Source organism: Leucobacter chromiireducens, assembly GCF_051993095.1.
Lineage (GTDB): Bacteria > Actinomycetota > Actinomycetes > Actinomycetales > Microbacteriaceae > Leucobacter > Leucobacter chromiireducens.
Genome location: NZ_CP197024.1, coordinates 659521 through 676281 on the forward strand (window position 1 = coordinate 659521; position 16761 = coordinate 676281).

Sequence of the window (16761 nt, forward strand, 5' to 3'; positions counted from 1 at the left end):
ACGATGTCCGGAGTGCGGGCTAGGCTGGGAGATATGAGCAGTCCCGACACCCCTGTGCCCGGGGCCACGCCGGCCGCGAGCGATCCCACCGATGGCCTGCTGAGCCGCGTGGAGCTGATCGAGGCGCAGCCGCTGCCGGAGCGGGCCGCACGCTTCGAGCAACTGCACGACGAACTTCTGACGGACCTGCAGCGGGGCGACCTCGGTGACATCTGAGGACCAGCGCCGCGCCGCGCCGTGGCAGGGGAGCAGCGCGGAGCGGCTTGACCGCGTGCTGCCCGAGCTCGGCCTCGCGCGCTCACGCAGCCGTGCCGGCGAGCTTATCGCCGAGGGGCGTGTCAGCATCGACGGCCGTCCGGCGCGAAAGCCCGGCGTGAAGGTGAACGTGGGAGCGCTCGTCGCGGTGACTGGCGACGACCACTACGTGGGCCGCGCGGCGCACAAGCTGATCGCAGGTCTCGACGAATTCGGGATTTCCGCGGAGGGCGCCCTGGCGCTTGACCTTGGCGCGTCGACCGGTGGGTTCACACAGGTGCTCCTTGAGCGCGGCGCACGGCTCGTGCAGGCGATCGACGTGGGCCGCGACCAGCTCGCGCCGAGTCTCCGCGCGGACGACCGGGTGCGGCTCGTCGAGGGGCGCAACGCGCGAGAACTCACCTCCGAGAACCTTGCGGCAGACACGGGCATCGCGGAGCGGCCCACGCTCGTGGTGGCCGATCTCTCGTTCATCTCGCTCACGCTGATCCTGCCCGCGGTTGCGCGGACCGTCGCCGCCGACGCGGAGCTCGTGCTGCTGATCAAGCCGCAGTTTGAAGTGGGCCGGGTGAAAGACGGGGTGGTGACCGATCCCAAGCAATGGGCCGAGGCGATCCGCCTCGTGCTGCGCGCGGCCGAGGCAAGTGGCTTCGCCGCACGCGGGCTCGCAATCTCTCCCATCGCGGGAGGAACGGGGAACCGAGAATTCCTGGTGCATTTTGCGCGCGGCGCGGAACCGCTTCCGACAGAATGGGAGGAGCGGATCGCGGCCCTCACCGCGCCCGAAGCCCCGAACGAGCGCGCCGAGGCCGGCCCGCGGAAGGAGCGTGATGACCACGGTGCATGAGGAGGCCGCACGGCGGATCCTGATCGTCTCCCACACTCACCGCGACGAGGCGATCGCGGCGACCATTGAGGCGGTGGCTGCCCTGCAGGGCGCCGGCGTCACCCCGGTCTTCCACGCCGAGGACCGCGCGGAGTTCGCGCCGCACCTCGACGTCTCCCGTGTTGCGACGCTCGACGATGGCGTCATGCGCGATGAGCTCGAGGTGGCGATCGTGTTGGGCGGCGATGGCACGATCCTGCGCGCCGCGGAGCTGCTCCGCGGTTCCGAGTGCCCCATCGTGGGCGTCAACCTCGGCCACGTTGGCTTCCTCGCCGAGATGGAAAGCTACGATCTCGCGTCCACAATCGACCGCGTGCTGAAGCGCGACTACACGGTTGAGGAGCGGCTCACGCTCGAGGTGAGCGCGAGCCTGGACGGGGAGTCCATCGCCGAAACGTGGGCGCTTAATGAGGCGAGCGTCGAGAAGCGGCGCCGCATGCTTGAGGTCGAGATTGGGGTCGACGGCCTGCCCGTTTCCTCGTTCGCGTGCGACGGCATGGTCGTGGCGACCCCCACGGGTTCGACCGCGTATGCGTTCTCTGCGGGCGGTCCTATCGTGTGGCCCGGCGTGCAGGCCATGCTCATGGTGCCCATCGCGGCGCACGCGCTCTTCGATCGGCCGCTCGTCACCGGCACCGACTCGGTGCTGAGCGTGCGCATCCTGCCCGAGAATGTGGGGCCCGGGGTGCTCTGGTGCGACGGTCGCCGCCGCACCGAACTGCCCGCCGGTGCGGTCGTTCGGGTGCGTCAGTCGCCGTTCTCGGTGCGCCTGGCGCGCCTCAGCACCGCGCCGTTCTCGGACCGCCTCGTGAAGAAGTTTCACCTCCCGGTCTCGGGGTGGCGGGGCAACGGACGTGGAGGGCGCGCATGATTGACGAACTGCGGATCCGGGATCTTGGGGTCATCGCTGATGCGACCCTGCCGCTCGGCCCCGGTTTTACCGCGATTACCGGCGAGACCGGCGCGGGCAAGACGATGGTGGTGAGCGCGCTCGGCCTGCTCATGGGCGAGCGCAGCGACGCGGGTGCGGTGCGCACGGGGGCCGCGCAGGCCCGTGTGAGCGGTGTGGTTCGCACCGCGGACCCCGAAGTTGCCGAGCAGGTCGACGATCTCGGCGGCGACATCGAGGATGGCGAGCTGGTGCTCAGCCGCACCGTCAGTGCTGAAGGGCGCAGTCGTGCCAGTGTGGGCGGGGCGAACGCGCCCGTTGGCAGCCTCGGGCGGCTTGCCGAGCGGCTCTTTGCCGTGCATGGCCAGTCCGAGCAGTTGCGTCTCCGCTCGACCGTGGCGCAGCGAGAGACCCTTGACCGCTTTGGTGGGCCCGCGCTGGCAGCGGTTCTCACGAACTATCGCGACGCCCATCGAGCCCGGCGCGAGCTCGGCGAGCAGGTCGCCGAACTGACCGCCGCGCGCGACGAGCGCGCTGCCGAGGCCGCGCGTCTGCGCACTGAGCTCGACGAGATCGCCGGCGTCGACCCCCAGCCGGGCGAGGACGCCGAGCTGACCGCTCGCATCGAACTGCTCAGCAACGCCGAGGCTCTGCGCGCCGCGACCGCGACCGCGCACGAAGCACTCGCAACCGAGTCCGACGATCCAATGAGCCGCGACGCCGGCAGCCTCGTGGATGGTGCCGTGCGCGAGCTGGAGCGGGTCGCAGAGCATGACCCGCGGCTCGCGGCCGTACTCGACGCGCTGCGCAGCGTGAGCTTTCAGATCGCCGATGGGGCGCGCGAGCTCGCCGCGTACGTGGATGATCTCGACCAGGACGGGCCGGGGGAGCTGGCGCGTGCGAACGAGCGCCTCGCCGCCCTCAACGGCCTGTTCCGCAGCTACGGCGTGGACGCTGCCGCCGTGATCGACTACTCGTCAACCGCAGCGACCCGGCTCACCGAGCTCGAGGGAGACGACGAACGGATTGAGGAGCTCGCCGCAGAGCTTGAGACGGTCACCGCACGCGAGCGCGAGCTTGCAGCGGAGCTCACCGAGCTCCGCACGGCGGCCGCAGCACGGCTGTCCGAGCTGGTCACTGTCGAACTGCGGCAGCTCGCGCTGCCCGACGCCGAGTTCCTCGTGACCGTTGCGCCGCTCGATGCGCTCGGCAACGCGGGCGGCGATGAGGTGCAACTGCTCCTTGCCCCGCACCCCGGCGCTACGCCGCGGCCGATTTCGAAGAGCGCGTCCGGTGGTGAGCTCTCCCGCGTCATGCTCGCGCTTGAGGTGGTGCTCGCGGGCGTCGACCCCGTGCCCACATTCGTGTTCGATGAGGTCGACTCGGGTGTCGGCGGCGCCGCCGCGATCGAGATTGGGCGCCGACTGGGCCGCCTCGCGCGCACCTCGCAGGTGATCGTCGTGACCCACCTCGCGCAGGTGGCGGCGTTCGCGAACAACCACCTGCAGGTGGTGAAGGATTCCGCGGGCGGATTCACCGAGTCGAGCTGCCAGCGCCTCGACGGCGATGCGCGTCTCGCGGAGATGGCGCGCCTCCTCTCCGGGCTCAGCGACTCCGAGAGCGCGCTCGAACACGCCGCGGAACTGCTCGCTCTGCGCGAGGAAATCTAGCTGCGTCTCGCGCGAAGCGCTGTCACACGCAGGAAGGTTCCGCCCAGTGTCCACAGTGGGTGCTACGCTCCCACACATGGCGAAGATCTTCCGACGACGGCAGCAGGCTGCCCCGGTCACCCCCGATATTGGGGCGGGTGAGGCGGCGAAGGCCGCCTACCTCGACTCGCACCCGGCGGTGAAGCACGCGGACATCGAACAGATGGATGCGGACACTCGGGAGATGTACCGCGATGCGCGCGAGGCCGCCCTCGACGCGCAGGAAGAGCGGGCGAAGAGCCCGGCCCGCGAATTCGTCGTGCGCGGCCCCTTCCAGCTCGGCTTCACGGTGACGCTCGGCGTGCTTGTCGCCATGCTCTTCGGGGGCATGGTTGAGCAGCTCACCACCATCATCATGTACGTGGTAGCGGCGCTGTTCGTGGCGCTCGGCCTCGACCCCGTGGTGCGTTGGCTGGAACGGAAGAACATCAAGCGCGGGCTCGGCATCGGCATCGTGTTCGGCGGCTTCGTGGTCGTGATCGCATCGCTGCTCAGCATCGTCATCCCGATGATCGCCAACCAGATTTCGTTGCTCGTGAAGAGCGCGCCCACCCTGTTCAAGGACATCACCGCGCAGGCCTGGTTTATCGACATTAATGATCGTTTCGGGCGCTTTGTTGACTTCGACGAGTTGCTCAAAACAGGGCAGGATCTGGTGAGCCGCCCCGAGAACTGGGCGCAGGTCGCCGGTGGGGTGTGGCAGGCCGGCGTCGGTATTGCCAACGGTCTCACTGCAGCACTCATCGTGCTGATCCTCACGCTCTACTTCCTCGCCTCCCTGCCCACCATCAAGCGGGCGTTTTACTCGCTGGTCGCGCGTTCCGGCCGCGCGAAGGTGATGGACATCACTGAGCAGGTCACGAAGTCGGTGGGTGGCTACATCAACGGCATGGTGGTGCTCGCGTTCGTGAACGCCGTGCTGGGCTTCGTCATGATGTCGATCGTTGGCGTGCCGTTCGCGAGCTTGGTCGCAGTCGGTGTGTTCTTCCTCGCCCTGATCCCGCTCGTCGGTTCGGTCATGGCCACCGTGCTTGTCTCGGTTGTGGCGCTCTTCAACTCGCCCACCACCGCCCTCATCGCCGCCGCGTACTACCTCGTCTACATGCAGATCGAGTCGTACCTCCTCACCCCGCGCATCATGAACCGCGTTGTGTCAGTGCCGGGTGCACTCGTAGTGATCGGCGCGCTCGCCGGTGGCACGCTGCTCGGCCTCCTCGGCGCGCTCATCTCGATCCCGGTCACCGCGATGGTGCTGATGATCATCAAGCAGGTGTGGGTCCCGCGGCAGGAGATCCGCTAGGGGAGAACACTTTCGCACCACGCACCCGGACACTACTGATAGGATCGAAGCCCGTGGGAACAGAGCAGCGCGCGGAACAGACCAGCATCACTAAGCACATCTTCGTCACCGGGGGTGTTGTCTCCTCTCTCGGTAAGGGCCTGACGGCGGCAAGCCTCGGCAACCTTCTGACAGCACGTGGTCTCCACGTGGTCATGCAGAAGCTGGATCCGTACCTGAACGTTGATCCGGGCACGATGAACCCGTTCGAGCACGGTGAGGTCTTCGTCACCGACGACGGCGCGGAGACCGACCTCGACATCGGACACTACGAGCGATTCCTGGGCATCAACCTGTCGCAGGCCGCAAACGTGACGACCGGGCAGATCTACCAGCAGGTCATCGCCAAGGAGCGCCGCGGCGAGTACCTCGGCCAGACCGTGCAGGTGATCCCGCACATCACGAACGAGATCAAGCGCCGCATGCGCCTGCAGGCTGAGCAGACGCCGCAGCCTGACGTGATCATCACCGAGGTTGGCGGCACTGTCGGCGACATCGAGTCGCAGCCCTTCCTCGAGGCCGCACGCCAGGTGCGCCACGAGCTCGGCCGAGGCAACGTGTTCTTCGTGCACGTGTCGCTCGTGCCCTTCATGGGTGCTTCGGGTGAGCAGAAGACGAAGCCCACGCAGCACTCGGTTGCGGCACTGCGCTCGATCGGCATTCAGCCCGACGCGCTCGTACTGCGCAGCGACCGCCCGGTCACCGAGGACAACCTCCGCAAGATCGCCCTCATGTGCGACGTTGAGGAGCGCGCCGTGGTAAACGCGATCGACGTGCCCAGCATCTACGACCTGCCGACCCTGCTGAACGATCAGGGCCTCGACAAGATCATCACCGAGACCCTCGGACTCGAGGAGCGCGCACACGATGTCGACTGGACCGGCTGGCAGCCCGTGCTCGACGCGGTGCACCACCCGAAGGGCGAGATCACGCTCGCGCTCGTTGGCAAGTACATCGACCTGCCCGACGCGTACCTGTCGGTCACCGAGGCGCTCCGCGCAGGCGGCTTCGCGCACTCCACGAAGGTCAACATCCGCTGGGTGCCTTCCGACGACTGCGAGACGCCCGAGGGTGCGCTCGCCGCGCTTGGCGACGTGCACGGCATCTGCGTGCCCGGTGGGTTCGGCATCCGTGGCATCGAGGGCAAGCTCGGCGCGCTCCGCTTTGCGCGTGAGAACGGGATCCCCACGCTCGGCCTGTGCCTCGGCCTGCAGTGCATGGTCATCGAGTACGCGCGCAATGTCGCCGGCCTCGAGGGCGCGTCGTCCACCGAGTTCGACCCCGAGACTCCGGTTCCCGTCATCGCGACGATGGCTGAGCAGGTCGACATCATCGACGGCGGCGACCTGGGCGGCACCATGCGCCTCGGCCTCTACGAGGCTGCGCTCGCTGAGAACTCGCTCGCGGCCGAGCTCTACGGGGCGCCGACTGCAACCGAGCGTCACCGCCACCGCTACGAGGTGAACAACCAGTACCGCGACGAGATCGCGGCAGCTGGCCTGTCGTTTTCGGGCACCAGCCCCGACGGATCGCTCGTCGAGTACGTTGAGCTGCCGCGCGAGAAGCACCCGTTCTACATCGCCACGCAGGCGCACCCCGAGCTCCGCTCGCGTCCCGGCACCCCGCACCCGCTGTTCGCGGGCCTCGCCGGTGCCGCGATTGAGCGCCGCGACGCTGCGCGCCTTTTCGAGGTCAACGGCGGTGAGTAACCAGCCTCCGCAGGCAGGCGCGCCCCTCGCGGACGCGCCTGCCGAGGTCGAGGTGCTCACGAGCGAGCTTCTCGTCCAGGGGCATGTGTGGGATGTACGCCGTGATCGCTTTCGCTTCGGCGATGGCGAGTTGGTGCGAGATTACCTCGATCACCCCGGCGCGGTCGCTGTTCTTGCGGTCGATGATGCTGGCCGTGTGCTGCTCATCCAGCAGTATCGCCACGCGATCGCGCACCGCGACTGGGAGATACCCGCGGGGCTCATGGATATGCCGGGGGAGTCCGGGCTTGCTGGCGCGCAGCGCGAGCTGGCCGAGGAGGCTGACCTCCAGGCGGAGCGTTGGGACCTGCTGCTCGACCTGTATCTCTCGCCGGGCGGCACGAGCGAGGCCATGCGCATCTTCCTGGCCCGTGATGTGCGGCCCGCCGAGCACGACTACGTGCGTGGCGAAGAAGAGGCCGAACTGGTGCCGCACTGGGTGCCCCTCGACGAAGCGGTCGCCGCTGCACTCGATGGTCGAATCCAGAACGCCGTGACCGTGAGTGCGGTGCTTGCCGCCGAAGCTGCGCGCAGCCGCGGATGGGCGACGCTGCGCGATCCCGATCTCCCGTGGACTGCACGAGCCGCCGCACGCGGAGAGCGCTCGCGCTGATGGCACTTGGTGCAGCGCAGGGGGCCGAGCGGTTCCTGCGTCACGTTGCGCTCGAACTCGGGCTCTCCGCGAACAGTCAGGCCGCGTATCGGCGCGACCTCGCCGCCTACGCGGGTTGGCTTGAGGGGCGCGGGATCGCTGACCTCGCACAGGTGACGCCTGCAACGCTCTCCGAGTACGTCGCCGAGCTGAGCGGCGTGCGCGATGCGCCGGGAAGTGATGCCGCGCAGTCGGGCGATGTCGACCCGGACTCCGGCGCTGCTGCCAGACCGCGACCACTCGCGCCCGCTTCCATTGCGCGCCGCCTCTCCACCGTGCGGGGTATGCACCGTTTCCTGTTCGAGGAGGGCCTGCTCGACACCCACGCGGGGAGCGGTGTGCGCACTCCGAAGCGGGCCCAGCGTCTGCCCAAGGCGCTTCCCGTTGCAGACATCGAGGCGCTGCTTGCGGCGGCCGGCGGGGGAGACGAGGACAGTGCTGCTGACCCCGTCGCCCTGCGCGACCGTGCGTTGCTCGAGCTGCTCTACGCGAGCGGTGCGCGCGTGAGTGAGGTGTGCGCGCTCGATCTGGATGACCTGCTGCTGGCCACCGGCGGGGATGCGTGGACGGATCCCGTTGCCGCGCTCGGCGAGGGCGGGCTGCTGCAGGTGACCGGCAAGGGCGCGAAGCAGCGCATTGTGCCGTACGGCAGCTATGCGGGGCGCGCGCTCGCCGCATACCTCGTTCGTGCGCGCCCACACTTGGTTGCGGCGGGCCGCGGGACCCCAGCGCTCTTTGTCGGCCCGCGTGGTGGCAGGCTGTCGCGGCAGAGTGCGTGGTTGGTCATTCGCGCGGCCGCTGAGCGTGCGGGGATCACCGCCGAGGTCTCGCCGCACACACTGCGCCACTCGTTTGCGACGCACCTGCTCGCCGGTGGCGCCGATGTGCGCACGGTGCAGGAGCTCTTGGGCCACGCGTCGGTGACGACGACGCAGATCTACACGCAGGTGACCGCGGACACGCTGCGCGAGCACTACCTGCTGGCGCATCCCCGGGCCCGCTAACCCCGCCGCCCACTTTCGCCCCGCCTCCGCACCCAGTCCCGTACTCGCCCTTCGCCTCGCCTCCGCCCCCTCGGGATCGGGGTCACTTAGGCACGGTGTCGCGTTCCCCGCGTCCGCAACACCCTGCTCAAGTGACCCCGATTCGTGGGAGGAGGCGGGGTACTCGGTTTTCGGGAGCGGGGTTGGCGTGCTACATTTTTGTCATTCGATCGATCGATCGATCGATCGAATGACACGACGTTGGCCGAGCGGCCCGCGGGGGAGCGACCCCACTGACAAAGGAGTGAGTGAGATGACGAAGCACGCAACCACACGAATCGGCGCGATTGCCCTCGCGCTCGCCGCAGGCGCACTGGGCCTCACAGCCTGCAGCCCGGCGGCCGGGGCGAACACCGGATCGAGCGACGGGGGCGCAGGCGCGCTCCCCACGATCGAGGCGGGCAGCTTCACCTGCTCGATGAGCGGCGAGTACCGCCCCTTCAACTACTTCGACGAGACCGGCAAGGTTGTCGGCTTCGACGTCGACATGTGCACGGCGATCGCCGATGAGCTCGGCCTTGCCGCGAAGCCCGTCACGGCCCCGTTCAACTCACTGATCGGCGGGCTGCAGGCGGACCGCGCCGACGCGATCATCGGCTCGCTCGCCGCGACCGAGGAACGCAAGCAGCAGGTGCTCTTCACTGAGCCCTACTACGAGACCGGCGCCTCCCTGTTCGTCCCCGCCGACTCGAAGGTCACCTCGATCGCGGACCTGGACGCTGCGAAGGTGGGTGTCACCCTCGGCACCACCTTCGAGGAGTACGCCCGCGAGCAGGCGAACATCGCCGAGGTGAAGACCTACCAGGCCGACCCCGACGCGCTGAAGGACCTCGAATCGGGCCGCATCGACGGTGTGATCACCCAGGGCTTCATCGGCAACTACCTCGCGAAGAACGCCGGCTTCAAGGTGAAGGAGGTGGGCGACGTGCTGATCCCCGACGTCGCCGCCATTGCGGTGGGCAAGAACAACCCCGAGCTGCGCGACGCGATCGACGCGGCCCTCGTTACGCTGCGCGACAACGGCACCTACGACGCGCTGAGCCAGGAATGGTTCGGGGAGAGCTTGGGCTAAAGCCCCAGCTCACACTACGAAACGAAAGAACGAGAACACACAGATGGAATTCCTCCAGTCGCTGCTGTCGAGCTGGCCGGTGTTCGTGCAGGGCCTCGGGGTCACGCTCGCACTCACGGTGCTGACCCTGATCTTCTCGCTGATCCTCGCGGTGCTCATCACCGCGATGCGACTCAGCGGCAAGAAGCCGCTCGTCTGGTTCGCGACGGCGTACCTGGCGATCATCCGCGGCGTGCCGCTGATCGCTCTGCTCTTCGTGATCTACTTCGGCATCGTCTCGGTGGTGAAGGTCGAGGCCTTCACCGCCGCCGTCGTCGGCCTGAGCATTCACACTTCGGCATACGTCTCCGAGATCCTCCGCTCCGGCCTCGCCTCGGTGCCGAACGGCCAGGTGGAGGCAGCGCGCTCGCTCGGCATGAGCCGAATGCGCACACTGCAGAAGGTCGTTGGGCCGCAGGCGATCCGCGTCGTGGTGCCGGCCCTCGCTAACCAGGCGATCATCTCGCTGAAGGACAGCTCGGTCGCCGCATTCATCACGGTTGGCGAGCTCTTCATGACCGCGCAGCGCCTGTCCGCTGCCTCGTTCGAACCGCTGACCTACTACAGCATTGTCAGCCTGTACTACCTTGCGATCGTGGGCCTGATGACCCTCGGTGTGAATCGCGTCGAGGCCTACTTCCGGAAGCGAGGATAACCCCGCATGCACACGACACTCCAGGCTCCCTCAGCCATCGACACCACCCCGCGGGTGCGCATTCGCGACGCGGTGAAGCGCTACGGCGACCACACTGTGCTCGATGGCGTCAACCTCGATGTCGCCTGCGGCGAGGTGACCGTGCTGATCGGCCCCTCGGGTGCCGGCAAGAGCACGCTGCTGCGCTGCATCAACGGCCTCGAGCGCCTCTCCGCGGGCTCAGTCGAGATCGACGGCGCGCACCTTGACTACCGCGAGCGCACGCTGAACTCGATGCGCCAGAACGTCGGCATGGTGTTCCAGTCGTTCAACCTGTTCCCGCACCTGACCGTGCTGCAGAACATCACGCTCGCGCAGCAGTGCGTGGCGAAGCAAGGCAGGGACGTCGCCGAGGCCACGGCGCTGGGGCTCCTCGACCGGGTGGGTCTCGCCGCGAAGAAGGACGCCTACCCGCGCTCGCTCTCCGGCGGGCAGCAGCAACGCGTCGCAATTGCCCGCGCGCTCGCGATGAGCCCGAAGCTGATGCTGTTCGACGAGCCGACCTCCGCGCTTGATCCCGAGCTGGTGGGTGAGGTGCTCGCGGTGATGCGGGAACTCGCGCAGGACGGCATGACCATGGTCGCGGTGACGCACGAGATGCGATTCGCGCGGCAGGTCGCCGACACGATCGCGCTCGTCGCCGACGGGAACATTCAGGAGCAGGGGCCGCCCGAGCGCGTGCTCGACGACCCCCAGTCTGACCGCGGGCGCGCCTTCCTGCGTCAGATCACGGAGGAGGGATGACCTCCGGCGCCGCGGGGGCAGCTGATCCCGGTTTCGATCGGGATCCCGACCCGGATCCCGGCGCGCTCTTCTCCGACGCCGCAGCGTACCCCGGCGCGGGCGAGCTGGTCACCTGCCGAATTGCGGGGGAGACGGCCGAGATCGAGCTGAACCGGCCCGAGCGGCTGAACGCAGCGTCGGCCGAGCTCATCTGGGGCCTCGCGCACGCGCTGCATCGCGTACACGAAGCCCGGTGCCGCGTGGTGGTGTTGAGCGGCGCCGGTCGTGCCTTTTGTGCCGGGCACGACCTCAAGGCGCCGCCCCTGCCGCGCCACTCGGAGGCCGCGCGCCGCCATCTCGATCGCCTGCAGTTCGTCAGTCGAGCGCTGCGCGATCCCGAGCTGGTATCCGTGGCGAATGTGCACGGCTTCGCCTACGGGGCAGGCATCGAATTGGCCCTGAGCTGCGACTTTGTTGTGGCGGAGCGCGCCACCCTGTTCCGCTTCCCGGAGGTGTCGGTTGGCCTGTCGGTGACGGGCGGGATATCGTTCTACCTTCCGCAGGCAATCGGAATGCCGCGGGCAAAGGAGCTCATCATGCTGGGGGAACCGTTCGACGCGCAGACGGCACATACGCTCGGCATGATTACGCGCGTGGTCGATGGCGACGCGCGGCACGAGCTGAGCGCACGCATCACCGAGCGGCTGCTCGAGCTGCCGCACGACGCGCTCGCGCTCGCGAAGGGCACGATCGAGCGCGTGTTTGCTGACGTCGCAGCGCGCGCGATGGCGCTGGAGATCGAGAATGGGCTCGACACCGGCGGTGCCGCGGAAGCGGAGGCAGCCCGAGCGCGGTTCAGCGGGCGCGCGTGAGCACCACGCAGCTCCCGGCGCTCGCCACGCGGGTGGTGGAGGATCTCGCACAGCCCCCGCGTTTCGCCCGCGTGCCGCTCGACGAGGCTACCGACATCGGTAGCCTCATCGAGCGCGCCGCGCGCCTGTGGCCGGACCGCGTGGCCTGGCGGTTTGACCCGGGCGGCGACGCGCTGACGTTTGCCGAGGTGGAGACCCGCACGCGTGCCCTCGCCGCTGCGCTCGCCGCAGACGGGATCGGGGCCGGCGATCGGGTGGCGCTGCTCGCCCCGAACACCGCCGCGTTTCCGCTGTGCTGGCTCGCGCTCGCCCGGCTCGGCGCCACGACCGTGCCGGTGAATGTGCGCTATCGCCGGCGCGACCTCGCGCACGTGCTGCGCGCGAGCACACCGAAGCTATTGCTCGCTGACCCGAGCGCGCTCACCACCGCGCACGCCGCGGCCGAGTACGCGGAGAGCCACGTGCGCGTGGTGGCGCTCGATGCGTACCTCGCCGCCGCAGCCGCGCAGGCGGGGCGCGAGCCCTCGCTCGAGCTGCCGGCCGCGCCCGGCCCCGACGCGGTCGCGAACATTCAGTTCACCTCGGGCACCACGGGACCCCCGAAGGGGTGCGTGCTGAGCCACCGCTATTGGCTTGCCCTTGCCTGGACGCTGATGCGCGAGGCGCCCGGCATCTCCGGATCGGATGTGCTGTTCACCGCGCAACCAATGTCGTACATCGACCCGCAGTGGAACGTGATTGTTGCGCTCGCGGCCGGCGCGGAGCTCGTCGTGGCCGACGGGTTCCACCCCACGACCTTCTGGCAGCGGGTGCGGCACTACGGCGTCACCTACTTCTACTGCCTCGGCCTCATGCCGGTGCTGCTCGAGCGCATGCCTGCCAGCCCACTTGACCTCGAGCATCGCGTGCGACTCATCCAGGCCTCCGCGATCCCGCCCGCGCTGCACCGCACCCTCGAGGAGCGCTGGGGTGTGCCGTGGCTCGAGGCGTTCGGCATGACCGAGACCGGGTCTGACCTGTTTATGCCCGAAATTGAGGGCTCCCGCTTCGCCGCGAGCGCATGGATCGGCGTGCCCCGCGCGCACCGCGAGGCCGCCGTCGTGACCCCCGAGGGTGCGGTCGCCCGTGCTGGGGAGCCTGGTGAGCTGTGGATCCGGGGTGACGGCCTGTTCCTCGGGTACCTCGGGGAGGAGGATCGGAGCGGTGCTCCTGACACCTGGTTCCGCACGGGCGACATCGTGCAGCACGACGGCGCCGGCCGCATCGCGTACGTGGGGCGCACGAAAGACATGATTCGCCGGGCGGGTGAGAACGTCGCCGCGGTTGAGGTCGAGAGCGTCATCACCGCGCACCCGGCGGTGCAGGTGTCCGCCGTCACGGGACTGCCCGACGAACTGCGCGGTGAAGAGGTCGCGTGCTTCGTGCTGCGCGAGCCCGGCGACCCCCGCGACGACGACACGCTCTTCCGCGATCTTGTTGAATACTGCGCCGCGGAGCTCGCGAGCTTCAAGATTCCCCGATACTGGAAGTCGGTAACGAAGTTCCCGCGGACGGCTTCCGAACGCGTGGCGAAGCACAGGCTCGCAGAATCGCTCGATCGATCGAGCTTCTGGGACCTGCGAGGCGAGAGGTAACCCGAGATGACCAGCACTGCCATGAATGAATTGCAGGAACTCGCCGTCCCAGCCCTGCCGACGGGCACGCATCTGCGTGTGCTTGAGGCCGCACTTCACCTGTTCGCGCGCAACGGCTACAACGCCACCGGCATTCGCGAGATCGCCACGCACAGTGGGCTCACCTCCTCGACTCTGTACCACTACGCGGGCACGAAGGATCAGCTGCTCGCGCAGATTCTCAGCGACTCGCTGGAGCGCTACACGATCGCCTCCGAGTTCTTGAACGAGCACTGCGACGACCCGGCAGAGCTGCTTGCGCACCTCGTCTGGCTGCACGTCGTGACACACGCAATTCAGCGTGACTCGGCGCTCGTGGGCGACACCGAGATCGACAATCTCGGGCCGGCAGATCGCGAGCGCGTGGTGGCCCAGCGAGACCACTACGAGCGGATCTGGCAGGATGCGATTCGCCGGGGCGTCGCGAGCGGCAGCTTTGCGGTGCGAGACGAGCGGATTGTGCGCCTCGCGCTCTTGGAGACCTGCACGAGCGTGTCGCACTGGTTCTCGCGCGACGGCGAGCTCTCGGCGGCCGAGGTGGCCGACCGCTTCATCGACATTGCGTTCGCCATGCTGCGCCACGAGGCGAACGCGACCGAGATCCCCACGGGCGAGGATCATCTCGCGGGCGCGCTGGTGAGCCGCGTGTGGGGCATCAGCGCCGACGAGTACACGGGTCGGGCGGCGCCCGCCGGTACGACCACAACCCACACTGACGCGACCCCCGCACACTGACGCGACACCCAACGACGGGAGCTCCTCATGACACCTTCGACAGACTCCAACGCAGGCCCCACCACCTTGGGCTCGACAACCTCGAGCCCTGCAACTCCGGCTGCGGCCGTAGCTGGCCCGGCTCTTGGCCGCTGCGCGCTCGTGACGGGCGGCGGGCGCGGGATCGGCCGCGCCACCGCCCGCGAGCTCGCAGCCCGCGGCTGGGCGGTGGCGCTCTTCGACCTCGACGCGGCGGCGCTCGCCGAGACCACCGAGCTGATCCGTGATGCCGGCGGCACCGCGGCGGGTTACACGGTGGACGTGTCCGACGAGGCGAGTGTCGCCGAGGGCGTCGCAGTCGCGGCGGCGGAGCTCGGCGCCCCGCTCGTGCTCGTCAACAACGCGGGCGTGCTGCGCGACGACTTCCTGTTCCGGGCCACGCTCGACGACTGGGACCTCATCATGAACGTGCACCTGCGTGGCGCGTTCCTGATGAGCCGTGCCGTGCAGCGCTTCATGGTGGAGGCTGGTTGGGGGCGCATCGTCAACCTGTCGAGCACCTCCGCGCTCGGCAACGCCGGCCAGAGCAACTACTCCGCGGCAAAGGCCGGGGTGCAGGGGCTCACGAAGACGCTCGCGCTCGAGCTCGGCAAGTTCGGCATCACCGCGAACGCCGTGGCCCCGGGCTTCATCGCGACCGACATGACGCGCGCGACGGCTGAGCGACAGGGCATCACGTTCGAGGAGCTCGCCGAGCGGGTGTCCGCCGCAACCGCTGTGCGCCGCATGGGCGACCCCGCGGACATCGCCAACGCGGTGGCGTTCTTCGTGGCAAACGAGAGCAGCTTCGTGTCGGGCCAGGTACTGTACGTCTCCGGCGGCCCGAGTGTGTAGTGCGCAGGCGGCTCCGGATCCCACGCAAGAAACTGCGCGGGATCCGGGCTGCGCGCCGCTCGTGCTGCACGGCCTCGCCGGGGTGCGCGCGGCTGCCGGCGCAGAGCTCGGCCCCACAACGTGGTTCGAGGTGACGCAGGAGCGCGTGGACGACTTCGCCCGGGTCACTGAGGACTGGCAGCCCATCCATTGCGATCCGGAGCTGGCCGCAGCAAGCATGTTTGGCGGCACGATCGCGCACGGCTACCTGACGGTCGCGCTGCTCAGCCGTTTCGCGCGCGAGCTGTACCGCATCGAGGGCACCCGCACGGTGGTGAACTACGGGCTCGACCGGGTGCGCTTTCCCGCGCCGCTCCGCGTGGGTGATCGCGTGCGTGCGCGTGCGCGAGTGGGGGAGGCGACGGCGCGCGGCGCCCTGCTCGACGTGCCCGTCACGTACACGCTCGAGGCGGAGGGTGAGGCGCGCCCCGTGCTCGTGGCGGAGACCCGCATCCTTGTCGACGCCCCGTAGATCCGCCCCGCGCTCCGTCCCCGCGCCCCGCCTCCCCGCCTCCCCAGCGGATCGGGGTCACTTGGGCAGGGTGTCGCTCCGCCCGCCCGCGCGACACCCTGCCCAAGTGACCCGAAACCGGGGGAGGGGTGGGGTCGCGGTGCACGATAGGATGGAGCGTTAGCGAGGCAGGCGAAAGGAGTCCGGGAATGGCGAAGCAACAGGTCGAGCTCGGTCCAACCGGCCGACCAGAGCGTGTCATCCCGGCACCCCAGAAGCTGGACCGCCACGGTCCCGCGCGCATCATCGCGATGTGCAACCAGAAGGGCGGCGTCGGCAAGACGACGAGCACCATCAACCTGGCTGCCGCGCTCGCGCGCTACGGCCGCCGCGTGCTGGCCGTCGATTTCGACCCGCAGGGGGCGCTCTCCGCGGGCCTGGGCGTGCCCGCGCATGACGTCGTGACGATCTACGACCTGATGCTCGGCAAGGAGAGGGATCCGCACACCGCGATCCAGCAGACCGCCACGCCCGGCCTCGACGTGATCCCGGCGAACATCGACCTGTCGGCGGCGGAGGTGCACCTCGTCACCGAGGTTGCTCGCGAGCAGATCCTCGGCGGCGTGCTCCGCAAAGTGGCCGACGACTACGACGTGATCCTCGTCGACTGCCAGCCGTCCCTCGGCCTGCTCACCGTGAACGCGCTCACCGCAAGCCACGGCGTGCTCATCCCGCTCGCGTGCGAGTACTTCGCGCTGCGCGGCGTCGCGCTGCTCGTCGAGACGATCGACAAGGTAAAGGACCGCCTGAACCCGGCCCTCGAGCTCGACGGCATCCTCGCAACGATGTACGACTCGCGCACGCTGCACGCGCGGGAGGTGCTCGAGCGCGTCGTCGACACCTTCGGTGACAAGGTGTTCGACACCGTGATCGGCCGTACCGTGAAGCTGCCCGACGCGCAGATCGCCGCGCAGCCCATCCTCGACTACGCGCCCTCGAACGCCGCATCCGAGGCGTATCTGAAGCTCGCTCGCGAGCTCGTGCAGCGGGGCGTGGTCGCCTAACCACG

17 protein-coding genes are annotated in these 16761 nt (G+C 68.9%); all 17 read left to right on the top strand.

What is annotated here, in order from left to right:
• The first annotated feature begins 33 nt into the window (after positions 1-33).
• The 17 genes from ACR81A_RS02895 (at position 34) to ACR81A_RS02975 (ending at position 16756) form a co-directional block, all read left to right on the top strand.
• Positions 34-216: a hypothetical protein gene (locus ACR81A_RS02895; RefSeq protein ID WP_202383208.1), complete on the top strand. Its 183-nt coding sequence runs from the start codon at positions 34-36 to the stop codon at positions 214-216.
• On the top strand, positions 206-1102 hold the full coding sequence (locus tag ACR81A_RS02900; protein WP_440312521.1) for a TlyA family RNA methyltransferase: 897 nt from the start codon (positions 206-208) through the stop codon (positions 1100-1102). Before ACR81A_RS02895 ends, ACR81A_RS02900 begins: the two co-directional genes overlap by 11 nt.
• Positions 1086-2012, top strand: coding sequence for an NAD kinase (locus ACR81A_RS02905; RefSeq protein ID WP_440312522.1), 927 nt, complete (start codon positions 1086-1088; stop codon positions 2010-2012). Before ACR81A_RS02900 ends, ACR81A_RS02905 begins: the two co-directional genes overlap by 17 nt.
• Positions 2009-3700, top strand: a complete 1692-nt coding sequence (gene recN / locus ACR81A_RS02910; RefSeq protein WP_440312523.1) for a DNA repair protein RecN — start codon at positions 2009-2011, stop codon at positions 3698-3700. The genes ACR81A_RS02905 and recN overlap by 4 nt, the downstream gene beginning before the upstream one ends.
• Positions 3701-3776: 76 nt before the next feature.
• Complete coding sequence (locus ACR81A_RS02915; RefSeq protein WP_440312524.1) at positions 3777-5039, top strand: AI-2E family transporter; 1263 nt, start codon at positions 3777-3779, stop codon at positions 5037-5039.
• A gap of 53 nt (positions 5040-5092) precedes the next feature.
• Positions 5093-6787: a CTP synthase gene (locus ACR81A_RS02920; protein WP_337249009.1), complete on the top strand. Its 1695-nt coding sequence runs from the start codon at positions 5093-5095 to the stop codon at positions 6785-6787.
• Complete coding sequence (locus ACR81A_RS02925; protein WP_440312525.1) at positions 6780-7439, top strand: NUDIX domain-containing protein; 660 nt, start codon at positions 6780-6782, stop codon at positions 7437-7439. Before ACR81A_RS02920 ends, ACR81A_RS02925 begins: the two co-directional genes overlap by 8 nt.
• Entirely contained in the window at positions 7439-8482 is a 1044-nt protein-coding gene (locus ACR81A_RS02930) for a site-specific tyrosine recombinase XerD (RefSeq protein WP_440312526.1), read from the top strand. The genes ACR81A_RS02925 and ACR81A_RS02930 overlap by 1 nt, the downstream gene beginning before the upstream one ends.
• Before the next feature lie 292 nt (positions 8483-8774).
• A complete protein-coding gene (locus ACR81A_RS02935) occupies positions 8775-9593 on the top strand; it encodes a transporter substrate-binding domain-containing protein (RefSeq protein WP_440312527.1) in 819 nt (272 codons plus the stop codon).
• Positions 9594-9636: 43 nt separating this feature from the next.
• The gene (locus ACR81A_RS02940; RefSeq protein ID WP_202383216.1) at positions 9637-10287 is read left to right on the top strand and encodes an amino acid ABC transporter permease; all 651 of its coding nucleotides are present in this window, start codon (positions 9637-9639) and stop codon (positions 10285-10287) included.
• Between the two features lie 6 nt (positions 10288-10293).
• Positions 10294-11070: an amino acid ABC transporter ATP-binding protein gene (locus ACR81A_RS02945; RefSeq protein WP_440312528.1), complete on the top strand. Its 777-nt coding sequence runs from the start codon at positions 10294-10296 to the stop codon at positions 11068-11070.
• The gene (locus ACR81A_RS02950) at positions 11067-11921 is read left to right on the top strand and encodes an enoyl-CoA hydratase/isomerase family protein (RefSeq protein ID WP_440312529.1); all 855 of its coding nucleotides are present in this window, start codon (positions 11067-11069) and stop codon (positions 11919-11921) included. The genes ACR81A_RS02945 and ACR81A_RS02950 overlap by 4 nt, the downstream gene beginning before the upstream one ends.
• Positions 11918-13555, top strand: a complete 1638-nt coding sequence (locus ACR81A_RS02955; protein WP_440312530.1) for an AMP-binding protein — start codon at positions 11918-11920, stop codon at positions 13553-13555. The genes ACR81A_RS02950 and ACR81A_RS02955 overlap by 4 nt, the downstream gene beginning before the upstream one ends.
• A gap of 6 nt (positions 13556-13561) precedes the next feature.
• Positions 13562-14329 carry a TetR/AcrR family transcriptional regulator gene (locus tag ACR81A_RS02960; protein WP_440312531.1) on the top strand — a complete coding sequence of 256 codons (768 nt, stop codon included), beginning with the start codon at positions 13562-13564 and terminating at the stop codon, positions 14327-14329.
• A gap of 27 nt (positions 14330-14356) precedes the next feature.
• The gene (locus ACR81A_RS02965; protein WP_440312532.1) at positions 14357-15202 is read left to right on the top strand and encodes an SDR family oxidoreductase; all 846 of its coding nucleotides are present in this window, start codon (positions 14357-14359) and stop codon (positions 15200-15202) included.
• Complete coding sequence (locus ACR81A_RS02970) at positions 15195-15713, top strand: MaoC family dehydratase (protein ID WP_440312533.1); 519 nt, start codon at positions 15195-15197, stop codon at positions 15711-15713. Before ACR81A_RS02965 ends, ACR81A_RS02970 begins: the two co-directional genes overlap by 8 nt.
• 188 nt (positions 15714-15901) lie before the next feature.
• Positions 15902-16756: a ParA family protein gene (locus ACR81A_RS02975; protein ID WP_202383223.1), complete on the top strand. Its 855-nt coding sequence runs from the start codon at positions 15902-15904 to the stop codon at positions 16754-16756.
• The last annotated feature ends 5 nt before the right edge of the window (positions 16757-16761 follow it).

Excerpts from the sequence above, each read along its gene's own strand:
- ACR81A_RS02960 (WP_440312531.1), top strand. The coding sequence starts at position 13,562 with ATGACCAGCACTGCCATGAATGAATTGCAGGAACTCGCCGTCCCAGCC.
- ACR81A_RS02935 (WP_440312527.1), top strand. The coding sequence starts at position 8,775 with ATGACGAAGCACGCAACCACACGAATCGGCGCGATTGCCCTCGCGCTC.
- ACR81A_RS02945 (WP_440312528.1), top strand. The coding sequence starts at position 10,294 with ATGCACACGACACTCCAGGCTCCCTCAGCCATCGACACCACCCCGCGG.
- ACR81A_RS02950 (WP_440312529.1), top strand. The coding sequence starts at position 11,067 with ATGACCTCCGGCGCCGCGGGGGCAGCTGATCCCGGTTTCGATCGGGAT.
- ACR81A_RS02940 (WP_202383216.1), top strand. The coding sequence starts at position 9,637 with ATGGAATTCCTCCAGTCGCTGCTGTCGAGCTGGCCGGTGTTCGTGCAG.
- ACR81A_RS02895 (WP_202383208.1), top strand. The coding sequence starts at position 34 with ATGAGCAGTCCCGACACCCCTGTGCCCGGGGCCACGCCGGCCGCGAGC.
- recN (WP_440312523.1), top strand. The coding sequence starts at position 2,009 with ATGATTGACGAACTGCGGATCCGGGATCTTGGGGTCATCGCTGATGCG.
- ACR81A_RS02915 (WP_440312524.1), top strand. The coding sequence starts at position 3,777 with ATGGCGAAGATCTTCCGACGACGGCAGCAGGCTGCCCCGGTCACCCCC.
- ACR81A_RS02930 (WP_440312526.1), top strand. The coding sequence starts at position 7,439 with ATGGCACTTGGTGCAGCGCAGGGGGCCGAGCGGTTCCTGCGTCACGTT.
- ACR81A_RS02905 (WP_440312522.1), top strand. The coding sequence starts at position 1,086 with ATGACCACGGTGCATGAGGAGGCCGCACGGCGGATCCTGATCGTCTCC.
- ACR81A_RS02975 (WP_202383223.1), top strand. The coding sequence starts at position 15,902 with ATGGCGAAGCAACAGGTCGAGCTCGGTCCAACCGGCCGACCAGAGCGT.
- ACR81A_RS02965 (WP_440312532.1), top strand. The coding sequence starts at position 14,357 with ATGACACCTTCGACAGACTCCAACGCAGGCCCCACCACCTTGGGCTCG.